At 57.0% G+C, this 16,589-nt stretch carries 12 protein-coding genes; 3 read left to right on the top strand and 9 right to left on the bottom strand.

The features are described 5' to 3' along the window. Position 1: 1 nt before the first annotated feature. The 8 genes from ACG1VR_RS13660 to ACG1VR_RS13625 form a co-directional block, all read right to left on the bottom strand. A complete protein-coding gene (locus tag ACG1VR_RS13660; protein ID WP_016536047.1) occupies positions 2-781 on the bottom strand; it encodes a heme ABC transporter ATP-binding protein in 780 nt (259 codons plus the stop codon). Beyond that, positions 781-1,737 carry an iron ABC transporter permease gene (locus ACG1VR_RS13655; protein WP_016536048.1) on the bottom strand — a complete coding sequence of 319 codons (957 nt, stop codon included), beginning with the start codon at positions 1,735-1,737 and terminating at the stop codon, positions 781-783. Before ACG1VR_RS13655 ends, ACG1VR_RS13660 begins: the two co-directional genes overlap by 1 nt. Positions 1,738-1,772: 35 nt before the next feature. Continuing rightward, a complete protein-coding gene (locus ACG1VR_RS13650; protein WP_395489061.1) occupies positions 1,773-2,588 on the bottom strand; it encodes a hemin ABC transporter substrate-binding protein in 816 nt (271 codons plus the stop codon). Beyond that, on the bottom strand, positions 2,585-3,616 hold the full coding sequence (locus ACG1VR_RS13645; protein ID WP_039898123.1) for a hemin-degrading factor: 1,032 nt from the start codon (positions 3,614-3,616) through the stop codon (positions 2,585-2,587). The genes ACG1VR_RS13650 and ACG1VR_RS13645 overlap by 4 nt, the downstream gene beginning before the upstream one ends. A gap of 11 nt (positions 3,617-3,627) precedes the next feature. After that, positions 3,628-5,604: a TonB-dependent hemoglobin/transferrin/lactoferrin family receptor gene (locus ACG1VR_RS13640; protein WP_039898125.1), complete on the bottom strand. Its 1,977-nt coding sequence runs from the start codon at positions 5,602-5,604 to the stop codon at positions 3,628-3,630. A gap of 103 nt (positions 5,605-5,707) precedes the next feature. Further along, a complete protein-coding gene (gene hemP, locus ACG1VR_RS13635) occupies positions 5,708-5,872 on the bottom strand; it encodes a hemin uptake protein HemP (RefSeq protein ID WP_227317636.1) in 165 nt (54 codons plus the stop codon). 189 nt (positions 5,873-6,061) lie between these two features. Next, entirely contained in the window at positions 6,062-7,108 is a 1,047-nt protein-coding gene (gene aroH / locus ACG1VR_RS13630) for a 3-deoxy-7-phosphoheptulonate synthase AroH (protein WP_395489060.1), read from the bottom strand. A 169-nt stretch (positions 7,109-7,277) separates the two neighbouring features. Further along, positions 7,278-8,111 (bottom strand): pyruvate, water dikinase regulatory protein, encoded by an 834-nt coding sequence (locus ACG1VR_RS13625; RefSeq protein WP_016536054.1) that lies wholly within the window; start codon positions 8,109-8,111, stop codon positions 7,278-7,280. A gap of 328 nt (positions 8,112-8,439) precedes the next feature. Here ACG1VR_RS13625 and ppsA point away from each other — a divergent pair, with 328 nt between their 5' ends. The 3 genes from ppsA (at position 8,440) to ACG1VR_RS13610 (ending at position 14,900) form a co-directional block, all read left to right on the top strand. Further along, the gene (ppsA, locus tag ACG1VR_RS13620; RefSeq protein WP_172570200.1) at positions 8,440-10,818 is read left to right on the top strand and encodes a phosphoenolpyruvate synthase; all 2,379 of its coding nucleotides are present in this window, start codon (positions 8,440-8,442) and stop codon (positions 10,816-10,818) included. Between the two features lie 308 nt (positions 10,819-11,126). Then, on the top strand, positions 11,127-12,524 hold the full coding sequence (locus ACG1VR_RS13615; protein ID WP_395489059.1) for an MFS transporter: 1,398 nt from the start codon (positions 11,127-11,129) through the stop codon (positions 12,522-12,524). Between the two features lie 3 nt (positions 12,525-12,527). Beyond that, entirely contained in the window at positions 12,528-14,900 is a 2,373-nt protein-coding gene (locus ACG1VR_RS13610; protein ID WP_395489058.1) for a glycoside hydrolase family 3 N-terminal domain-containing protein, read from the top strand. Positions 14,901-14,974: 74 nt separating this feature from the next. Here ACG1VR_RS13610 and ACG1VR_RS13605 read toward each other — a convergent pair whose 3' ends face one another. Beyond that, positions 14,975-16,537 carry an alpha/beta hydrolase-fold protein gene (locus tag ACG1VR_RS13605; protein ID WP_395489057.1) on the bottom strand — a complete coding sequence of 521 codons (1,563 nt, stop codon included), beginning with the start codon at positions 16,535-16,537 and terminating at the stop codon, positions 14,975-14,977. Positions 16,538-16,589: the final 52 nt, after the last annotated feature.

Raw genomic sequence — 16,589 nt, 5'->3', positions numbered from 1 at the left:
TTTACTGGCGCAGGCCAACCTGGGGAACCGGGTGTTCCGGGTGGCGGAATACCCGCAGGTCGGCCTGATACCAGTGCTGTAAAACTTGCTCATCGAGCACCTCGTCCGGCGTACCGTCGGCCACCATTCTTCCCTTATGCAGCAGCACGATGCGGTCGGCCCAGAGCGCGGCCAGATTCAGGTCGTGCAGCACTACACAAACCGACAGGGTACCCATTTGCGCCAGGCGGCGCAGCAGGCGTAAAACGTGCTGCTGGTGGTATAAGTCCAGGGCAGAGGTCGGTTCGTCGAGGAACAGCCAGCCGTGCGGCTGACCGTCGCACCACAGCTGAGCCAGCGCGCGGGCAAGCTGCACCCGCTGCTGTTCACCGCCGGATAAGCGGCAAAAATCTCTTCCGCTCAGATCATCGCAGCCGGTAAGCGCCATCACTTCGGCCACTACTTTGCCGGTGGATTCCTGCGGCCAGGGCGCTCGACCCATGGCAATCACTTCTTCTACCGTCCAGCTAAAAGCCATGCTGCTTTGCTGGCGCATCACCGCACGCTTGCGGGAAAGCGCCTCACTTGACCACTGCGTCAAATCGTCACCGGCCAGGGCAACATGCCCGCTGTCGGGCAGCTGAAACCCGGTAAGCAGGCGCAGCAGCGTGGACTTACCCGCGCCGTTAGGGCCTATCAGGGCGACCACCTCACCCGGTTTAAGGGCGACGTTGACGTCATCAATCAGCAGGCGGTGACCCATTTTCAGCGAAACATGGTGCGTTTGCAGAACCGCAGACATCAGCCTTTCTCCTTGTTGCGGAATATCATCGCCAGGAACCACGGGCCGCCAATCAGGCTGGTGAGTAAGCCAACCGGCATTTCGGCAGGCGCGACCAGGGTACGCGCCAGGGTGTCGGCAATCAGCAGCAGCATTGCGCCCGCCAGCACCGAGCCCGGCACCAGCCAGCGGTGGTCGGAGCCGAGCCACATGCGCACCAGATGAGGGACCACGAGGCCGACAAAACCAATTACGCCGCTGATTGCCACCGCCGCCGCGACCAGCAGCGCGCTGAGGATCAGCAGCTGGCGCTGGGTGGTTTTCACGTCAACGCCCAGGTAATGCGCTTCTTCGTCACCCAGCTGGAGCAGGTTAAGGCGTTTAGCCAGCAGCCAGATACCGACGGCGGCGGGCAGAATAAGCGAAGCGGTCGCAAGCAAGGTTGACCACTGCGCCTGGCCGAGACTGCCCATACCCCACAGCGAAAGCTGGCGCAGCTGCGCATCATTGCTTACCCACGACAGCACGCCAACCGCCGCGCCGCACAGGGCGTTGATAGCAATCCCGACCAGCAGCAGGCGTGACAGGCTATTGCTGCCTTTACGACTAAGCAGGAAGATGGCAAGGGTCACAGCAAGGCTGCCGACAAAAGCGGCAAGCATTGGAGCATATAACGCGAGCACGGCAGGCAGAGCCAGCGGGAGGACGACGGACAGGCCGACCGCCAGCGCGGCTCCGCTGCTGATCCCCAGCAGGCCAGGGTCGGCCAGCGGGTTACGAAACAGCCCCTGCATTACACAGCCGGAAAGCGCCAGCGCGCCGCCGATAAGCGCGGCCAGCAGCACCCGGGGGAGACGAATGTTTAGCCAGATGTCGCGTAGCGCTTCATCATGAGCCTGCCACAGCACGGCAACGGACAGCCGCATCGCGCCGAGATTAGCGGCGAGCAGCGCCAGCGCCAGCAGCACCAGGCCCATTAACCACAGGGCATGATGGGGCAGGGGGCGACGTATCACGGGAGTTGCTCCGCTTTCTGGCGCAGGGCGAGAATAGCCTGCGGGGTATCAATCCCGAAGCCGAGCAGCGCCATATCGTCAACCACCATCAGCTGTTTATGCTTGCCCGCAGGGGTTTGCGCCAGGCCCGGTAAGGCCCAGACGTTAGCTTCCCCGCCGAGGGTTTTCACGCCGTCTGTTGTCACCAGCACTAAGTCAGGCTGGCTGGCAATTACGCCTTCCTGAGAGAGCGGCTGGTAGCGCTTAAAGCCCTGCATCGCATTACTTAGCCCGGCAGCATGAATTGCCGCGTCTGCCGCGGTTTCCTGCCCGGCGGCCATCGCGGTCATCCCGCCGTGGCTCATAATAAACAGCACTTTTTTACCCAGCGGTTTTTCAGGGATAGCGGCCAGCTGGTCGTGAAGCTGTTTACGCAGCTTGTCGCCCTGTTCCGTTTTCCCCAGCGCACCGGCAACGGCGGCCACTTTGGCATCAATTCCGTTGAGATTATTATCCGCCGGTACGGTAATGACCTTTACCTTGCTGGACTCAAGCTGCTTAAGCGCCAGCGAAGGCTGGGCCTGAGCGCTGGCAAGTACCAGAGTAGGGCGCATAGCGAGGATGCCTTCGGCGCTCAGCTGGCGCAGATAGCCGACATCCGGCAGTTTTTTCACGGTCTCAGGATGAAGGCTCGTGCTATCACGAGCCACCACGTCCTGACCCGCACCCAGAGCCCAGGCGATTTCGGTGACATCGCCACCGATTGTCACCACGCGCTCTGCCGCACCTGCCATTAACGGCAGGGCGAATAAGGTGAGGATCAGGCGTTTCATGCTGCCAGCCCTTTGCCGGTCAATGCGTCAATCTGAAGACGCCATTGCTCCTGCTCCGGCTGGCCTTCGGTGCGCTGGCCGTACAGCTGGGCAATCTGCGTACCGTCGGCGGCAAACAGCTCAAGGCTGGTTACGTGGCCGTCTGCGGTTGGCTTGCGCGTTACCCAGCTCTCGGCGATGGTATCGGCCATCAGGTGCAGGGTGAATTCCGGGTTGAAGATATTGACCCAGTTTTCCATCGGCACGACTTTCTGAATTTCGCCGGTGAAGATCTGCACGCAGCCGCGGTTGCCAACGAACACCATGATTTCGTTGCCGTCTTTCTTCGCCTGGTTCAGCAAATGAGAAAGCGCTTCGTTATCCACGCGGCAGGCCAGATCGTCTTTCACCAGGCGGAAAGCCTGCTGACGAGTCAACTGGTGGCGTTTCAGCAGCATAAAGAACTGATGCACGTCGGTCATGGCGCGCCATTCGCTATCGAGCTTGTCGGCTTCTACGGTTGGGGTCATTACCGCTTCTTCAACGGCTTTTAGCTCAAGCGCTGGGTTATCCGCGTGAATGAAACGGGTCAGCACCTGGCTCCATGCATCAAAGTCAGTATTGTCGGTGGTGTACACCTTCAACAGCGCATCGCCCTGATGGTCGAAGAACTGAATACTCTGACGCTCGCCGCGAGCGGTTGTTTCGCGGACGTGGAAGATGCTGGCCCACTGGTTCAGGAACAGGCGCAAGTCCAGGGCGCGAGGGTTCAGCACCAGCCCGGCATGGCCGTTCAGATGCTGGTTCTCAAAGCGGCCCACCTGCTCGTGTACCGCATATTCGTTGCGGCAGATGCATTTGGTTTCGCCAACGGCTTCCAGCGCGGCAAACACTTCTTTCACATCACCTTTTAAGCGCCATGCGTCGTGTCCGACGCGGGCATGGGTCAGTTCCGCTTCACTGATTTGCATCAGTTTGGCGATATCCCGGGCGTATTTCTTCGGGTGTTCCTGCTTCAGCTGCAACCAGCTGTCATAACGCTGACTCATGAAAAACTCCTTTACCATTGATAGCTCACGAAAATTTTACCGTTACGGCCATCCTGCGGCATACCCTGCGGTGACCAGTACTCTTTATCGAAGGCGTTACCAAACACCAGCGTGGTGGTTAAACCGCGCAGCTGCTGTTGCCCCGTATAGCTGACATAGAAATCGTTGACCGCGTAACCCGGTTGCTGAGCATAAGAGCTGCTGATGTGGGTAGAGCGCTCGGCGAAGGTGCCGACCCAGCCCACTGAGAAGCCGCTGTGTGCCACAGGAATGTCCAGCGTGGTGGTCACGGTGTCCGGGTTCAGGCTGGAAATGTACTCGCCGGTATCTTCGTCTTTACCGCGGGTGCGGTTATAAGCGGTATCCAGGCTGAACAGGTCGGCGGTGTATTTGGCGTTAACGTCCCAGCCCCAGATTTTGGCTTTCGGCACGTTGTAGGACATGGTCGTCATCTTGCGCATATCGACCGTGGTGGAGATGTAGTCCTTCGCTTTGGTATCGAAATAGCTCGCTTTGAACTCCAGGCCGTCGTTAGCCATTGCCAGGTTGTCGAAGCGCAGGCCGAAACCGTATTCCTGAGTTTCGTTGGTTTCCGGGCGCAGGTTAGGGTTTGGCACCCAGTAGTTAGTCCCCATGCGAGGGATGGTGAAGTGTTTGGAATCGTTATACATTTCGCCCATAGTTGGGGCGCGGAATGCCTGAGCATAAGAGCCAAACAGCATCAGCCAGTCGGTCGGGCTAACGGACACGGCGCCGCGAGATGACCACTTATCGGCATCTACGTCTTTATAACCCTGGCTGCTGCCGCTGTAGTTGTCATAGCGGGTTCCGGCGAGGATAGAAACAGGCAGGTCACGCAGGGTGATTTCGTCCTGCAACCAGCCGGAGCCGAAGTCGATTTTCGCCTGTGGGAAACCGGTGGTCAGGCCGCCTGGGTTCTGCTGCTGGCGATAATATTCGCCGCCGTAGGTCAGCAGGTTAGCCGCAAAGCTGTCGTTAAACAGACGGCTGCGGTTTTCCAGTTTGCCGCCTTTGGTGGTTTGCTTGCGGAACTCGCCGCCCGCTCCCGGGGTTTCGGCATTGATACGCGCTTCTGACCAGTAAGCCGTCGCATCAGCGTTCAGCCAGTCGTTATCCTGCGGATCAAGGTGATATTTCAGCTGGGCATCGCGCTGGATGGTAGAGCGGTTGGTCATCGGGTTAGAGGAAGATGCGTCCGTCGTTTGCGGGTTCTTCGGTTCGCGAGCGCTGTTGTTGTAATAACGCAGGGAGCCCGCCAGAGACTGGGCGGAGTCGATGTACCAGGTGCCTTTGGCCAGCATATTGCCGATGTTTTCGTCGTTAGGCGCGGTTTCACCGTCGCTCTGACGCAGATTGCCGCGGTCGCGGCTGGACCAGGCAACGACGCCGTCCAGATTATCGGTACGGCCAAATGCGCTGGCGCCGAGACCGAGGCTGTGGTCGCCGGTGCCGCCGGTGCCAAATACGCGGTAACCGCTGTTCTGGCCTTCAAACAGTAAATCAGCCGCGTCGGCGGTTTCATAGGAGATAACGCCGCCCAGCGCGCCGCTGCCGTACAGCAGAGCCGCAGGCCCACGCACGACTTCAATACGTTTAATCAGCGCAGGATCGAGGAAGGTGCTGTTCAGGTGCCCGGTGTCAGTGCCCTGGCGAATGCCGTCCACCAGGGTCAGAACGCCGCGACGATCGTAGCCGCGCATATTGATGTCCTGGCCGTTAGTGCGCCCGGAGCCGTCGATGGTTATTCCCGGAACTTTACGCAGCATGTCGGCCGCGGACGTTGCCGTCTGGCTTTCCGGAGAGCTGCCGTCGATGACGCTAACCATCATCGGCGCCTCAAAGGTGCTGCGCTGGTTGCCGGTGGCAACAACGGTCATCTGCTCGTCTTTAGCAAAAGCGGGCAGGGCGGTGAATACGGCTAATGTGAGTAAAGACAGACGGAAACCCGCCGTGTGTGTGCAAGGCATAGCGCAACTCTCCATAGGAATAACGAAAGCGCTGGCTGCCTGGGGATGACCTGGGTGGCTGGCTAATGTCCCCGTTTTAGTCAGGGGAACGGTTTGTTTAAATTTATTTAGTCAGGATAAGCTTTCCTGCCTGAGTCTGGCGTAACAGGTATTGCTGCCCTTCATGGACGATAACCACGCGGCCGTCTGCGCCAAGCAGCGCTTTGCTGTCAATCTGGCGGGGTTCCGTTGTGGTCTGCGGGCTGGCAGGGGTGAATGGCTTTTCCATACGCTTCACTCTGTATACAAATGACAATCAGTGTAACAATGAGAATCATTATCAGAAAAAGGCGATTCTGCGGCAAGCATTATTTGTAAGAAATATGTGAATTGCGGAATTTTGTGACAAAACGGCTGTCGTTACGGGTAACGCTATGAAATCCGGCGGGTTATTAAAATTCCCGCCGGAAAATATGGGCTAGAAACGTCGGGCGGTGGCTTCCGCCAGCATGTTGACCAGGGTTTCAGTGTCTTCCCAGTTCAGGCACGGGTCGGTAATCGACTGGCCGTAGTTCAGCGGCTGTCCGGCAACAATCTGCTGGGTGCCTTCCTTCAGGAAGCTCTCAGCCATAATGCCGGAAATAGCGCGGGATCCGTTGCGGATCTGGGTGCAGACATCCTCACACACGTCCAGCTGGCGGCGATGCTGTTTCTGGCAGTTGCCGTGGCTAAAGTCGATAACCAGGTGCTCCGGCAGGTCGAAAGCGCTTAGCGTATCGCACCCCGCGGCAATATCTTCCGCATGGTAATTCGGCTGCTTGCCGCCGCGCATGATGATGTGCCCGTAAGGGTTGCCGCTGGTCTGATAGATGGTCATCTGCCCTTCTTTATCCGGGGAGAGGAACATATGGCTGGCGCGCGCGGCGCGGATAGCGTCAACCGCGATGCGGGTATTGCCGTCGGTGCCGTTTTTGAAGCCCACCGGGCAGGAGAGCGCAGACGCCATCTCGCGGTGGATTTGGCTCTCGGTGGTGCGTGCCCCAATTGCGCCCCAGCTGATCAGGTCGGCGATATACTGCCCGGTCACCATATCGAGAAATTCCGTGGCGGTCGGCACGCCCAGCTCATTAACCTGTAACAGCAGGCGTCGGGCCTGCTCGAGGCCGTAATTAATGCGGTAGCTGCCGTTCAAATCAGGATCGGAGATAAGCCCTTTCCAGCCCACCACGGTGCGCGGTTTTTCAAAATAGGTACGCATGACAATCTCAAGGCTGCCCTGATGTTTATCGCGCAGGGTCTTGAGCTGCCGGGCGTAATCCATCGCGGCATCGAGATCGTGAATCGAGCAGGGGCCGACGATAACCAGCAGGCGTTTATCTTCGCCGGTGAGGATCTTTTCAATGCGGCGGCGGGCCGCGGTGACGTGCTGTGCCACCTCAGCGGAAACCGGGAAGCGTTCGGTCAGCTCGGCCGGGGTGACCAGGCTGTCGATGCGCGCGGTCCGCAATTCATCTGTTTTATTCATTGGGTGTCTCAGAAATTTTGTCTTCTCTGCGGCGATTTACCGGGAAGTGATGGGGATCACAATAAACCAAAGCTGACCGATTTCAACTCCCGGGCCGCTCTGATGGATGGATTACCCCAACGCAGTCTGTACACCCTAACATACAGGGAAAATCTTTTGTACTAGTTTCTTAGTACATGCGGCGATTCAGTCCCATAATGTCGAGGATCTTGGTCGCCATCTCTTCCACTGAATAATTGGTGCTGTTGAGGTAGCGAATCTGGTTTTTACGAAACAGCGCTTCGACCTCGGCCACTTCAAGGCGGCACTGGCGCAGGGAGGCATAGCGGCTGTTTTCCCGGCGCTCTTCACGGATAGCCGCCAGCCGCTCGGGGTTAATCGTCAGGCCGAACAGCTTATGCTGAAGCGGTTTGAGTACCGCCGGGAGCTGAATATTATCCATATCATCGGCGATAAACGGGTAGTTGGCGGCGCGAATGCCAAATTGCATCGCCAGATAGAGGCTGGTCGGCGTTTTTCCACAGCGAGAAACACCCAGCAAAATCACCTGGGCCTGATCAAGATTACGCATAGAAATGCCGTCATCGTGCGCCAGCGTGTAGTCAATAGCGGCGATACGAGCATCATACTTTGTCAGGTTGCCGGGGTTAAGGCCGTGGGTGCGGTGGGCAACGGGCGTAGGGTCGAGTTTTAGCTCCTGCTGCAGCGGGGCGACCAGCGTCTGCACGATGTCCTGACAAAAACCTTCGCTCTGCACAATGATGTCGCGGATTGCGGGCAGCACGATGGAATAAAACACCAGCGGGCGCACGCCGGTCTGCTGATAAATTGCGTCAATTTGCTCTTTAACCGCCCTGGCCCGGCTTTCGTTTTCCACAAACGGCAACGTAATACTGTTGATAGATACCGGGAATTGTGACATCACCGCATGGCCAAGCACTTCGGCAGTAATAGCGGTGCCGTCGGAAATACAAAATACGTGACGATCGACTAAGTTATCCATTTTTATTCCTGAACCCTGGATGCCATTTTTCTAAAGCATAAAGTAAAACAAGGTATTCCGAGTAGCGCTAATCTTAATTTTAAAAGTGAAATAGCGTTTTTAAATTTAATAAACCATCGCAAATATAATCAATACAACACTATAACCATTTGTATAGTGTGGACTATATGATAATCAACGGTTTATGAAGTGAGCGGATCTATCCGAAAATCTCATATTTTATTTTGCTTGAACGATTCACCGGTTTCATTCCACCCTCAGAATATGCAAAGCTAAATACGAAGTCTGGTGTTTCTTGTACCCATTCATTTAAAAAAGGATTGTTTCGATGTCCAATAATGGCTCGTCACCGCTGGTTCTTTGGTATAACCAACTCGGCATGAACGATGTAGACAGGGTCGGGGGCAAAAATGCCTCCCTGGGTGAAATGATTACCAATCTTTCGGGTATGGGCGTCTCCGTCCCGAATGGTTTTGCCACTACCGCCGAGGCGTTTAACCTGTTTCTCGACCAGAGCGGCGTGAACCAGCGCATTTATGAGCTGCTGGATAAGACCGATATTGATGATGTCACCGCGCTGGCAAAAGCCGGGGCGCAGATTCGCCAGTGGATTATCGATACGCCATTCCAGCCTGAACTGGAAAACGCAATCCGCGAAGCCTATCAAACTCTCTCTTCAGACGATGCCGAAGCCTCTTTCGCGGTACGCTCCTCCGCTACCGCCGAAGACATGCCGGACGCCTCGTTTGCCGGGCAACAAGAAACTTTCCTTAACGTGCAGGGCTTTGACGCCGTGCTGGTGGCGGTGAAACACGTTTTCGCCTCGCTGTTTAACGACCGCGCTATTTCTTACCGCGTGCACCAGGGCTACGACCATCGCGGCGTGGCGCTGTCTGCGGGCGTGCAGCGTATGGTTCGTTCAGACTTAGCTTCCTCCGGCGTGTTGTTCTCCATCGACACCGAATCCGGTTTTGACCAGGTTGTGTTTATCACCGCCGCGTGGGGCCTGGGTGAAATGGTAGTGCAGGGCGCCGTCAACCCGGACGAATTCTACGTCCACAAGCCGACGCTCGAAGCGGGCAAACCGGCTATCGTGCGCCGCACGATGGGGTCGAAAAAAATCCGTATGGTCTACGCTCCAACCCAGGAGCACGGTAAGCAGGTGCGTATCGAAGACGTGCCGGAAGCCGACCGCGACCGCTTCTGCATCACCCCGGATGAAATCCAGGAGCTGGCGAAGCAGGCGGTGCAGATTGAAAAACACTACGGCCGCCCGATGGATATCGAGTGGGCTAAAGACGGGCATACCGGCAAGCTGTTTATCGTTCAGGCTCGCCCGGAAACCGTTCGATCTCAGGGCCAGGTGATGGAGCGCTACCAGCTGCACGCCCAGGGCCAAATCGTGGCCGAAGGCCGCGCTATCGGCCACCGCATTGGCGCCGGGCCGGTAAAAGTGATTCACGATATCAGCGAAATGAACCGCATTCAGCCGGGCGATGTACTGGTCACCGATATGACCGACCCGGACTGGGAACCTATCATGAAGAAGGCGGCGGCGATTGTGACCAACCGCGGCGGGCGTACCTGTCACGCGGCCATCATTGCGCGCGAGCTGGGTATTCCTGCGGTTGTGGGCTGTGGTGATGCGACCGAGCGCATGAGCGAGGGCCAGAACGTGACCGTCTCCTGCGCGGAAGGCGATACCGGCTATGTGTACGCCGAGATCCTCGACTTCACCGTAAAAAGCTCTACCGTTGACGCGATGCCCGATCTGCCGCTGAAGATAATGATGAACGTCGGCAACCCGGACCGCGCTTTCGATTTTGCCTGCCTGCCGAACGAAGGCGTTGGCCTGGCCCGTCTGGAATTTATCATCAACCGCATGATCGGCGTGCATCCGCGTGCGCTGCTGGAGTTTGACCAGCAGGAACCAGCTTTGCAGGCTGAAATCCGCTCGATGATGAAAGGCTACGACGATCCGATCGAATTCTACGTGGGCCGTTTGACCGAAGGGATCGCAACCCTGGGCGCGGCCTTCTGGCCGAAGCGCGTTATCGTGCGTTTGTCTGACTTTAAGTCGAACGAATACGCCAACCTGGTGGGCGGCGAGCGCTACGAGCCTGAAGAAGAGAACCCGATGCTGGGCTTCCGCGGGGCGGGCCGCTATGTGGCAGACAGCTTCCGTGACTGCTTCGCTCTGGAATGTGCGGCCATGAAGCGCGTGCGCAACGAAATGGGTCTGACCAACGTTGAAGTGATGGTGCCGTTCGTGCGTACCGTAGCGCAGGCAAAAGCGGTGGTTGAGGAGCTGGAGCGGCAGGGCCTGAAGCGTGGCGAAAACGGACTGAAAATCATCATGATGTGCGAGATCCCGTCCAACGCCCTGCTGGCCGAGGAGTTCCTGCAATACTTTGACGGCTTCTCTATCGGCTCGAACGACATGACTCAGCTGACGCTGGGGCTGGACCGCGATTCCGGCGTGGTTTCCGAACTCTTTGATGAGCGCAACGACGCGGTGAAAGCGCTGCTGTCGATGGCTATCAAAGCGGCGAAGAAGCAGGGTAAATACGTCGGGATTTGCGGGCAGGGGCCTTCCGACCATGAGGACTTCGCCGCGTGGCTGATGGAAGAGGGGATTGATAGTCTGTCCCTGAACCCGGACACCGTGGTGCAGACCTGGCTGAGCCTCGCCGAACTAAACAAGTAAGACTTAATCTTCCCCTCTCTTTGAAAAAAGAGAGGGGAATTATCCCTCCTGAAATAAAATCCTTCGCATCGTTAATAATCACCCCGGAACAGAGGGTGTAAATTCCCCACGCGCCATAAAAAATCAGTTTTCATTCATGTTGGCGATCACATTCCGGCAAAAAAACAAAAAATCATAAACCCACAGTTTAATTCTACAATTGTCGCTGTCTGCCGACTTTTTAATACTCAGGGTGCGTCGTGCAATACCGGCATTGAATATTGCACCACGGGTTGAAAATGCTTTTTAACCTGATAAGGCAGATAATAATGACAATATCCTCCGTACTCTCTACGAAAGATAAAATTGGCTATGGCCTTGGCGATATGGCAAGCGCCCTGGTGTGGCAAACGGCTACGCTATTTCTTGCTTATTTTTACACGGATGTGTTTGGCCTACCGGCGGCTATTATGGGCACCATGTTCCTGCTGGTGCGGGTTATTGATGCTTTTGTTGACCCCTGTATTGGCGCGCTGGTAGACAGAACGCAAACCCGCCACGGCCGTTTTCGCCCATGGCTGCTGTGGTTTGCTATTCCGTTCGGCGTCAGCTGCATTATTACCTTCTACGTGCCGGACGTGGGCGAGACGGCAAAAATAGCCTATGCCTGCCTGACCTACGCGCTACTCAGCTTTATCTATTCCGCTATTAATGTGCCTTACTGCGCTATGCCCGGAGCCTTAACGATGGACCCGCATGAGCGCCATTCCCTTCAGTCCTGGCGCTTTGGCCTGTCGTTTGTCGGTGGGCTGATTGTGACGGTGATTGCGCTGCCGCTGGTGGCGAGCCTTGGCAAGGGCGACGACAAGCAGGGCTATTTTTATGCCATGAGCCTGATGGGCCTGCTGGGGATTATTCTGTTTTTCTGCTGTTTCTTTTTTACCCGCGAACGGTTTACGCCACGCAATGAAACCTCTGGCTCGCTGGTTGGCGACCTGAAACTTCTTGCGGCTAACGGCCAGTGGAGGATTGTCTTTCTGTTTAATATTTTGCTGCTGACGGCGGTAGTCACGCGTGGCTCGGCGACAATGTATTACGTGAAATATGTTTTACTGCGCCCGGAAATGGTCTTTACCTTTATTGTCGGCGGGATGATTGCCGCGCTGAGCGGTGCGCTTTTATCCGCAAAATTGCTGGGGAAATTTGACCGGGTGCGGGCTTACCAGTGGACGATGGTGACCTTTATTATTTTTTGTCTGCTGATTTTCTTTATTCCTGCCGAAAACGTGTGGCTTATTTTTGGCCTCAATATCGTTTTTAGTTTTATTCAAAATTTGACCACGCCGCTTCAGTGGACCATGTTCTCGGACGTTGTCGACTACGAGGAGCATCGCAGCGGGCGACGGATGGACGGACTGGTCTTTTCGACCGCGCTGTTTGCCATCAAGTTTGGTCTCGCTCTCGGCGGTGCGGTGGTGGGCTGGGTGTTGGGCATGGTGGATTATGTGCCGAATCAGGCGCAGCAGGCGTCAGGCGTGCTCACCACTATCAACTTGCTGTTTACCTTTATCCCTGCCGGACTCTTTATTGCGATGGTCGCGCTGCTGGCGATTTACAAACTGAACAGCCGCACGGCAGATACTATCGCCCGCAAGCTGGCACAAAAGCGAGCCAACGGCGCGGGGCAGGCGCAGCAGCCAACCTTTCATTCAGCTACCCAGGAGTAACCGATGACCGTAATCTACAAAGACCCGCAGCGCCCCGTAGCCGAGCGAGTTGCCGACCTGCTGGCGCGAATGACGCCGGAAGAAAAATTTGCCCAGATGCATGCTTACTGGCTGGTGCTTTCAGAAACCGGTGAACACCGTGAAAGAACGGATATGAGCGATGAGTTTGCCGGTGTTTCGGAACAGGCCTCGCTGGCACAAAGGTTGAAGATTGGCGTGGGGCAAATAACGCGGCCTTTGGGAACGCATATTGTTGAGGCTAAAGAGGGCGTGCGGGCCGCCAACAAGCTGCAAAAAATGCTGGTCGAGGAGACCCGGCTGGGTATTCCCGCGCTGTTTCATGAAGAGTGCCTTGTGGGCCTGCTCTGCAAAGATGCGACCCTTTTTCCTTCTTCGCTGAACTACGGTTCAACCTGGGACCCGGCCCTTATTCGCCAGGCCGCCATGCACATTGGAGACGAGGCCCGCAGCACCGGCTGCCATCAGGGGCTTGCTCCGGTGCTGGACGTTTCCCGGGATGTTCGCTGGGGACGGACGGAAGAGACATTCGGCGAAGATCCCTGGCTGGTGGGGCTTATGGCCTGTGCTTATGTCGAAGGGTTGCAGGGTAAAAAACGCGATTTGCTGGCGACGTTAAAGCACTACGTGGGGCATTCGTTCAGCGAAGGTGCGCGTAATCATGCGCCGGTTCATCTGGGGTTTTGCGAACTAAATGATACCTTCCTGCTGCCGTTTGAGATGGCGGTGAAGCTGTCGCACGCAGGCTCCGTGATGCCCGCCTATCACGATATCGACAATCAGCCCGGCCACAGTGACGGCTTCCTGATGACGGATATTTTGCGCGAGCAGTGGGGGTTTGACGGCATCATCGTAGCGGATTACGGCGGCGTCAGTCTTCTACATCAACATCACGGCGTTGCGCGGGATGCGGCGGAGTCGGCGGCGCTGGCGTTTAATGCCGGGCTGGACGTGGAATTACCCAAGGATGACTGCGTCCGCCATTTAGGCGATGCGGTGGAACGCGGGCTTATCAGTATGGCAAAAATTGATGAGATTGTTGCCCGCACGCTGGCGGTGAAGTTCCAGCTTGGCCTGTTTGAACGGCCTTATGCCGATGAAACGAAGGTCGTGCTTCAGAGCAAACAAGCGCGGCAGGTTGCCAGAGACGTTGCCACGCGTTCCGTTACGCTTCTGGAAAACAGGGCGGCAATACCGCTGGCAGAAAATCAGAGGATGGCCGTGATCGGGCCGACCGCCGACGATCCTCTGGCGCTGCTGAGCGGCTACAGCTTCCCGGTGCATTTGATAATCAGCGACATGCTTGAGGAAACAACGCAGGTCACCACGCCTCTGGCGGCGCTGTGCCATTACCTGGGCGATGAGAAGGTCAGCTATGCCAAAGGCTGCCATATTATCGAAAAACGCATGGCCGGTGCGCCGGTCTTCCCCGGCGACAGCAGCGGAAAACCGATTCAGCATTCACCGGTTTCGCTTGATACTTCTCTGATTGCGCAAGCGGTTCGTACTGCGGAGCAAAGCGATATTGTTGTCGCCTGCGTGGGTGACTTAGCCGGACTCTTCCAAAGCGGTACGGTGGGGGAAGGGTCGGATACTGACTCTCTTAATTTACCCGGCGTTCAGCAGCAACTGCTGGAAGCGCTGGTAGCGACCGGAAAGCCGGTCATTGTAGTGATGACCGGCGGGCGCCCTTATAACTTGGGGGGGCTGGAAGATAAAGTTTCAGCACTCATTATCGCGTGGGCGCCGGGTCAGGAAGGCGGCTGGGCGATTGCAGACGTTTTGACAGGCCGGGCGGAGCCGCAGGGTAGGTTGACCGTCAGCATACCGAAGAGCGCCGGAGCGATGCCTTATTATTACAACCACAAACTGAAAAGCGGCGGCACGCCGTATGCGTTTCATTTTGGCAGCCGCTACCCGTTTGGCTATGGCAAAAGCTGGACCAGCTTCAGCTACAGCCCAATAACCCTGCGCGGTAAAACGGTGGCGATAGATGGAGAGATTACGCTAAGCGTGACCGTAACCAACACCGGGGAGCGCAGCGGAAGTGAAGTTGTTCAGCTTTACGTTCGCGACAACGTAGCCTCGATGGTGCGGCCGGTTAAGGAGCTAAAGGGCTTTGAGCGCGTTGAACTTGAGGCGGGGGAATCGGCCACGCTGACCTTTATTCTGCCCGTCGATATGCTTAATTTCACCGCCCGCAGCGGGAAACGCATTGTTGAACCGGGAGAGTTTACGCTGATGGTGGGCGCGTCGTCTGAGGATATTCGCGAGACAACTCAGGTTGAAGTGCTGGGGGAAACGCGAACTTTGCCGAAGATATGGCGAATGCTGAGCCACTGCGAAGTTAGCCGCTAATTTTTATGTTTGTGACAACCCCTCTTTCGGCCGAAAGAGGGGCGCCGTCCGGCAAGCCACGAGGCAGGGAAAAATTAATCCCGCTTAATCAAATCCTTCACGCCCGCGATAATGGCCTCGCACCAGGCGGCATAATCATGGCCGCTTGACCACGGGTGAAAACTGACCTCATAACCTTTGTCGCGCAGTACCGTCTCAAGCTGCTGCGTATTACGGTAAATTCCGCCGTCTGAGCCTTTGCTTTCAAATCTCCCGGCCTGAAGCCAGAAGCGAACCGGCAGGCGAGGAGACTGCTGATATTGGCGAGTAAGCCAGCCCGGCGCTTCGCCCTCCGGCGCCCACCAGTAAGAACCGGACAGGCTCAGCACGTTGCCGAAAACGTCGGGGTGACGCAGGGCAACCCACGACGAAGCCAGGCCGCCATAGCTTGAACCAGCGACAATAGTTTTCTGCGCCGTCAGGCTAATGCCCTGACGTTGTAGCCACGGCACCAGTTCCTGGGCCATAAAATCGGCGAAGTCCCGATTGGGCGGCAGCTCTTTTTCGCGCCGATCGCCGTCGAGGCTGTCAATAAATACCGCATTGATTGGCGGGAGTGAATGGCGGGCGATCAGGCCGTCCAGCACGTTAGCGAGACGGTAGCGATTCTGATACATGCGGCCATCAAACAGCATCAGCGTCCAGCGTGCGGGCTGGCTGCCGCGCGGGCGATAGACAGTGACTTCGCGGCTGTTAGCAAGCTTCTTGCTCTCCACCTGATAGCGCACCAGCGAACCGTTGCGAATCGGCTCCGAGGTTGCGTGAGGCGTGAAGTAGCGGGTGGACGTGAGGTTTAAAAGCGAGAAGCGGTTCCAGCGGTCGGCCTGGCCTGCGGGACTGGACTGGGGGTTGAGCGGGTCGGCCTGGGCGCTCACCAGAATAGCGCGACGCTGTTCGCGAGCGGTGCCTTCTACCAGAGGAACGTCCGGCGCGAGCTTATATTGCATCAGCGTGTCGGCCGGAACGACATAGCTGCGATACCAGACGTCCGACTGGCCGAGGCGGAACATCGGGTCGTGATCCCCGGCGGGAGAGCCAAGCACGAAGACATTGCTGGTCGCGCCGCGCCACAGGAAAGTCACGCGTTTATTACTGGCGTCTATTGCCTCCACCAGAGGCGTGCCTTGCTCACGTCTTGCCTTCCAGAAAGCATCGGTATTGCCGCCGTGGCTCAGAGCCTGCTCCAGAGCCAGCAGCGCCGGGCTTTCCGGGGTCAGCACTTCATTCCGTTTCAGCGGAACGGTTTCGCGAATTTGCCAGCGGAACCGCCAACGCTGGCCGGGTTCCCCGCGCAATACCAGGGTTGAGGGCACGCCAACCGGCAAAGCAAAGAGCGGGTTATGTTTGCCATCGACCGGGCCATTTTCCACCAGCGCGCGCCAGACACGGCCTTTACTGTCAAGCAGGCTGGCGTCCGTTATGCCCGCGAGTTTCACATTGGCGTAGTTATCCCTAAGAGCGGGAAGGCCAAAACAGATTTCACCGCTGGCGTCGAACTTCCCCTCCTGCTCTCCCTGGCTACCGGTAAATGTGCAGGTTGCGGCGACCGCCGAGGCTGAACAAAGTCCGATCATTAGTGCGCTCCACGCGGCTCTCATGTTGTTCCATCTTTGCTGTAAAAAAAGTTGTTACACGCTAATGCAAATGAGA

Origin of the sequence: Cedecea davisae (assembly GCF_044095835.1) — a bacterium.
Lineage (GTDB): Bacteria > Pseudomonadota > Gammaproteobacteria > Enterobacterales > Enterobacteriaceae > Cedecea > Cedecea davisae.
This window is presented reverse-complemented; position numbering and strand designations above follow the sequence as displayed.

Coding starts and splice junctions, on each gene's coding strand:
- ACG1VR_RS13660 (WP_016536047.1), bottom strand. CDS start 781: ATGTCTGCGGTTCTGCAAACGCACCATGTTTCGCTGAAAATGGGTCAC.
- ACG1VR_RS13655 (WP_016536048.1), bottom strand. CDS start 1,737: ATGGGCCTGGTGCTGCTGGCGCTGGCGCTGCTCGCCGCTAATCTCGGC.
- ACG1VR_RS13650 (WP_395489061.1), bottom strand. CDS start 2,588: ATGAAACGCCTGATCCTCACCTTATTCGCCCTGCCGTTAATGGCAGGT.
- ACG1VR_RS13645 (WP_039898123.1), bottom strand. CDS start 3,616: ATGAGTCAGCGTTATGACAGCTGGTTGCAGCTGAAGCAGGAACACCCG.
- ACG1VR_RS13640 (WP_039898125.1), bottom strand. CDS start 5,604: ATGCCTTGCACACACACGGCGGGTTTCCGTCTGTCTTTACTCACATTA.
- hemP (WP_227317636.1), bottom strand. CDS start 5,872: ATGGAAAAGCCATTCACCCCTGCCAGCCCGCAGACCACAACGGAACCC.
- aroH (WP_395489060.1), bottom strand. CDS start 7,108: ATGAATAAAACAGATGAATTGCGGACCGCGCGCATCGACAGCCTGGTC.
- ACG1VR_RS13625 (WP_016536054.1), bottom strand. CDS start 8,111: ATGGATAACTTAGTCGATCGTCACGTATTTTGTATTTCCGACGGCACC.
- ppsA (WP_172570200.1), top strand. CDS start 8,440: ATGTCCAATAATGGCTCGTCACCGCTGGTTCTTTGGTATAACCAACTC.
- ACG1VR_RS13615 (WP_395489059.1), top strand. CDS start 11,127: ATGACAATATCCTCCGTACTCTCTACGAAAGATAAAATTGGCTATGGC.
- ACG1VR_RS13610 (WP_395489058.1), top strand. CDS start 12,528: ATGACCGTAATCTACAAAGACCCGCAGCGCCCCGTAGCCGAGCGAGTT.
- ACG1VR_RS13605 (WP_395489057.1), bottom strand. CDS start 16,537: ATGAGAGCCGCGTGGAGCGCACTAATGATCGGACTTTGTTCAGCCTCG.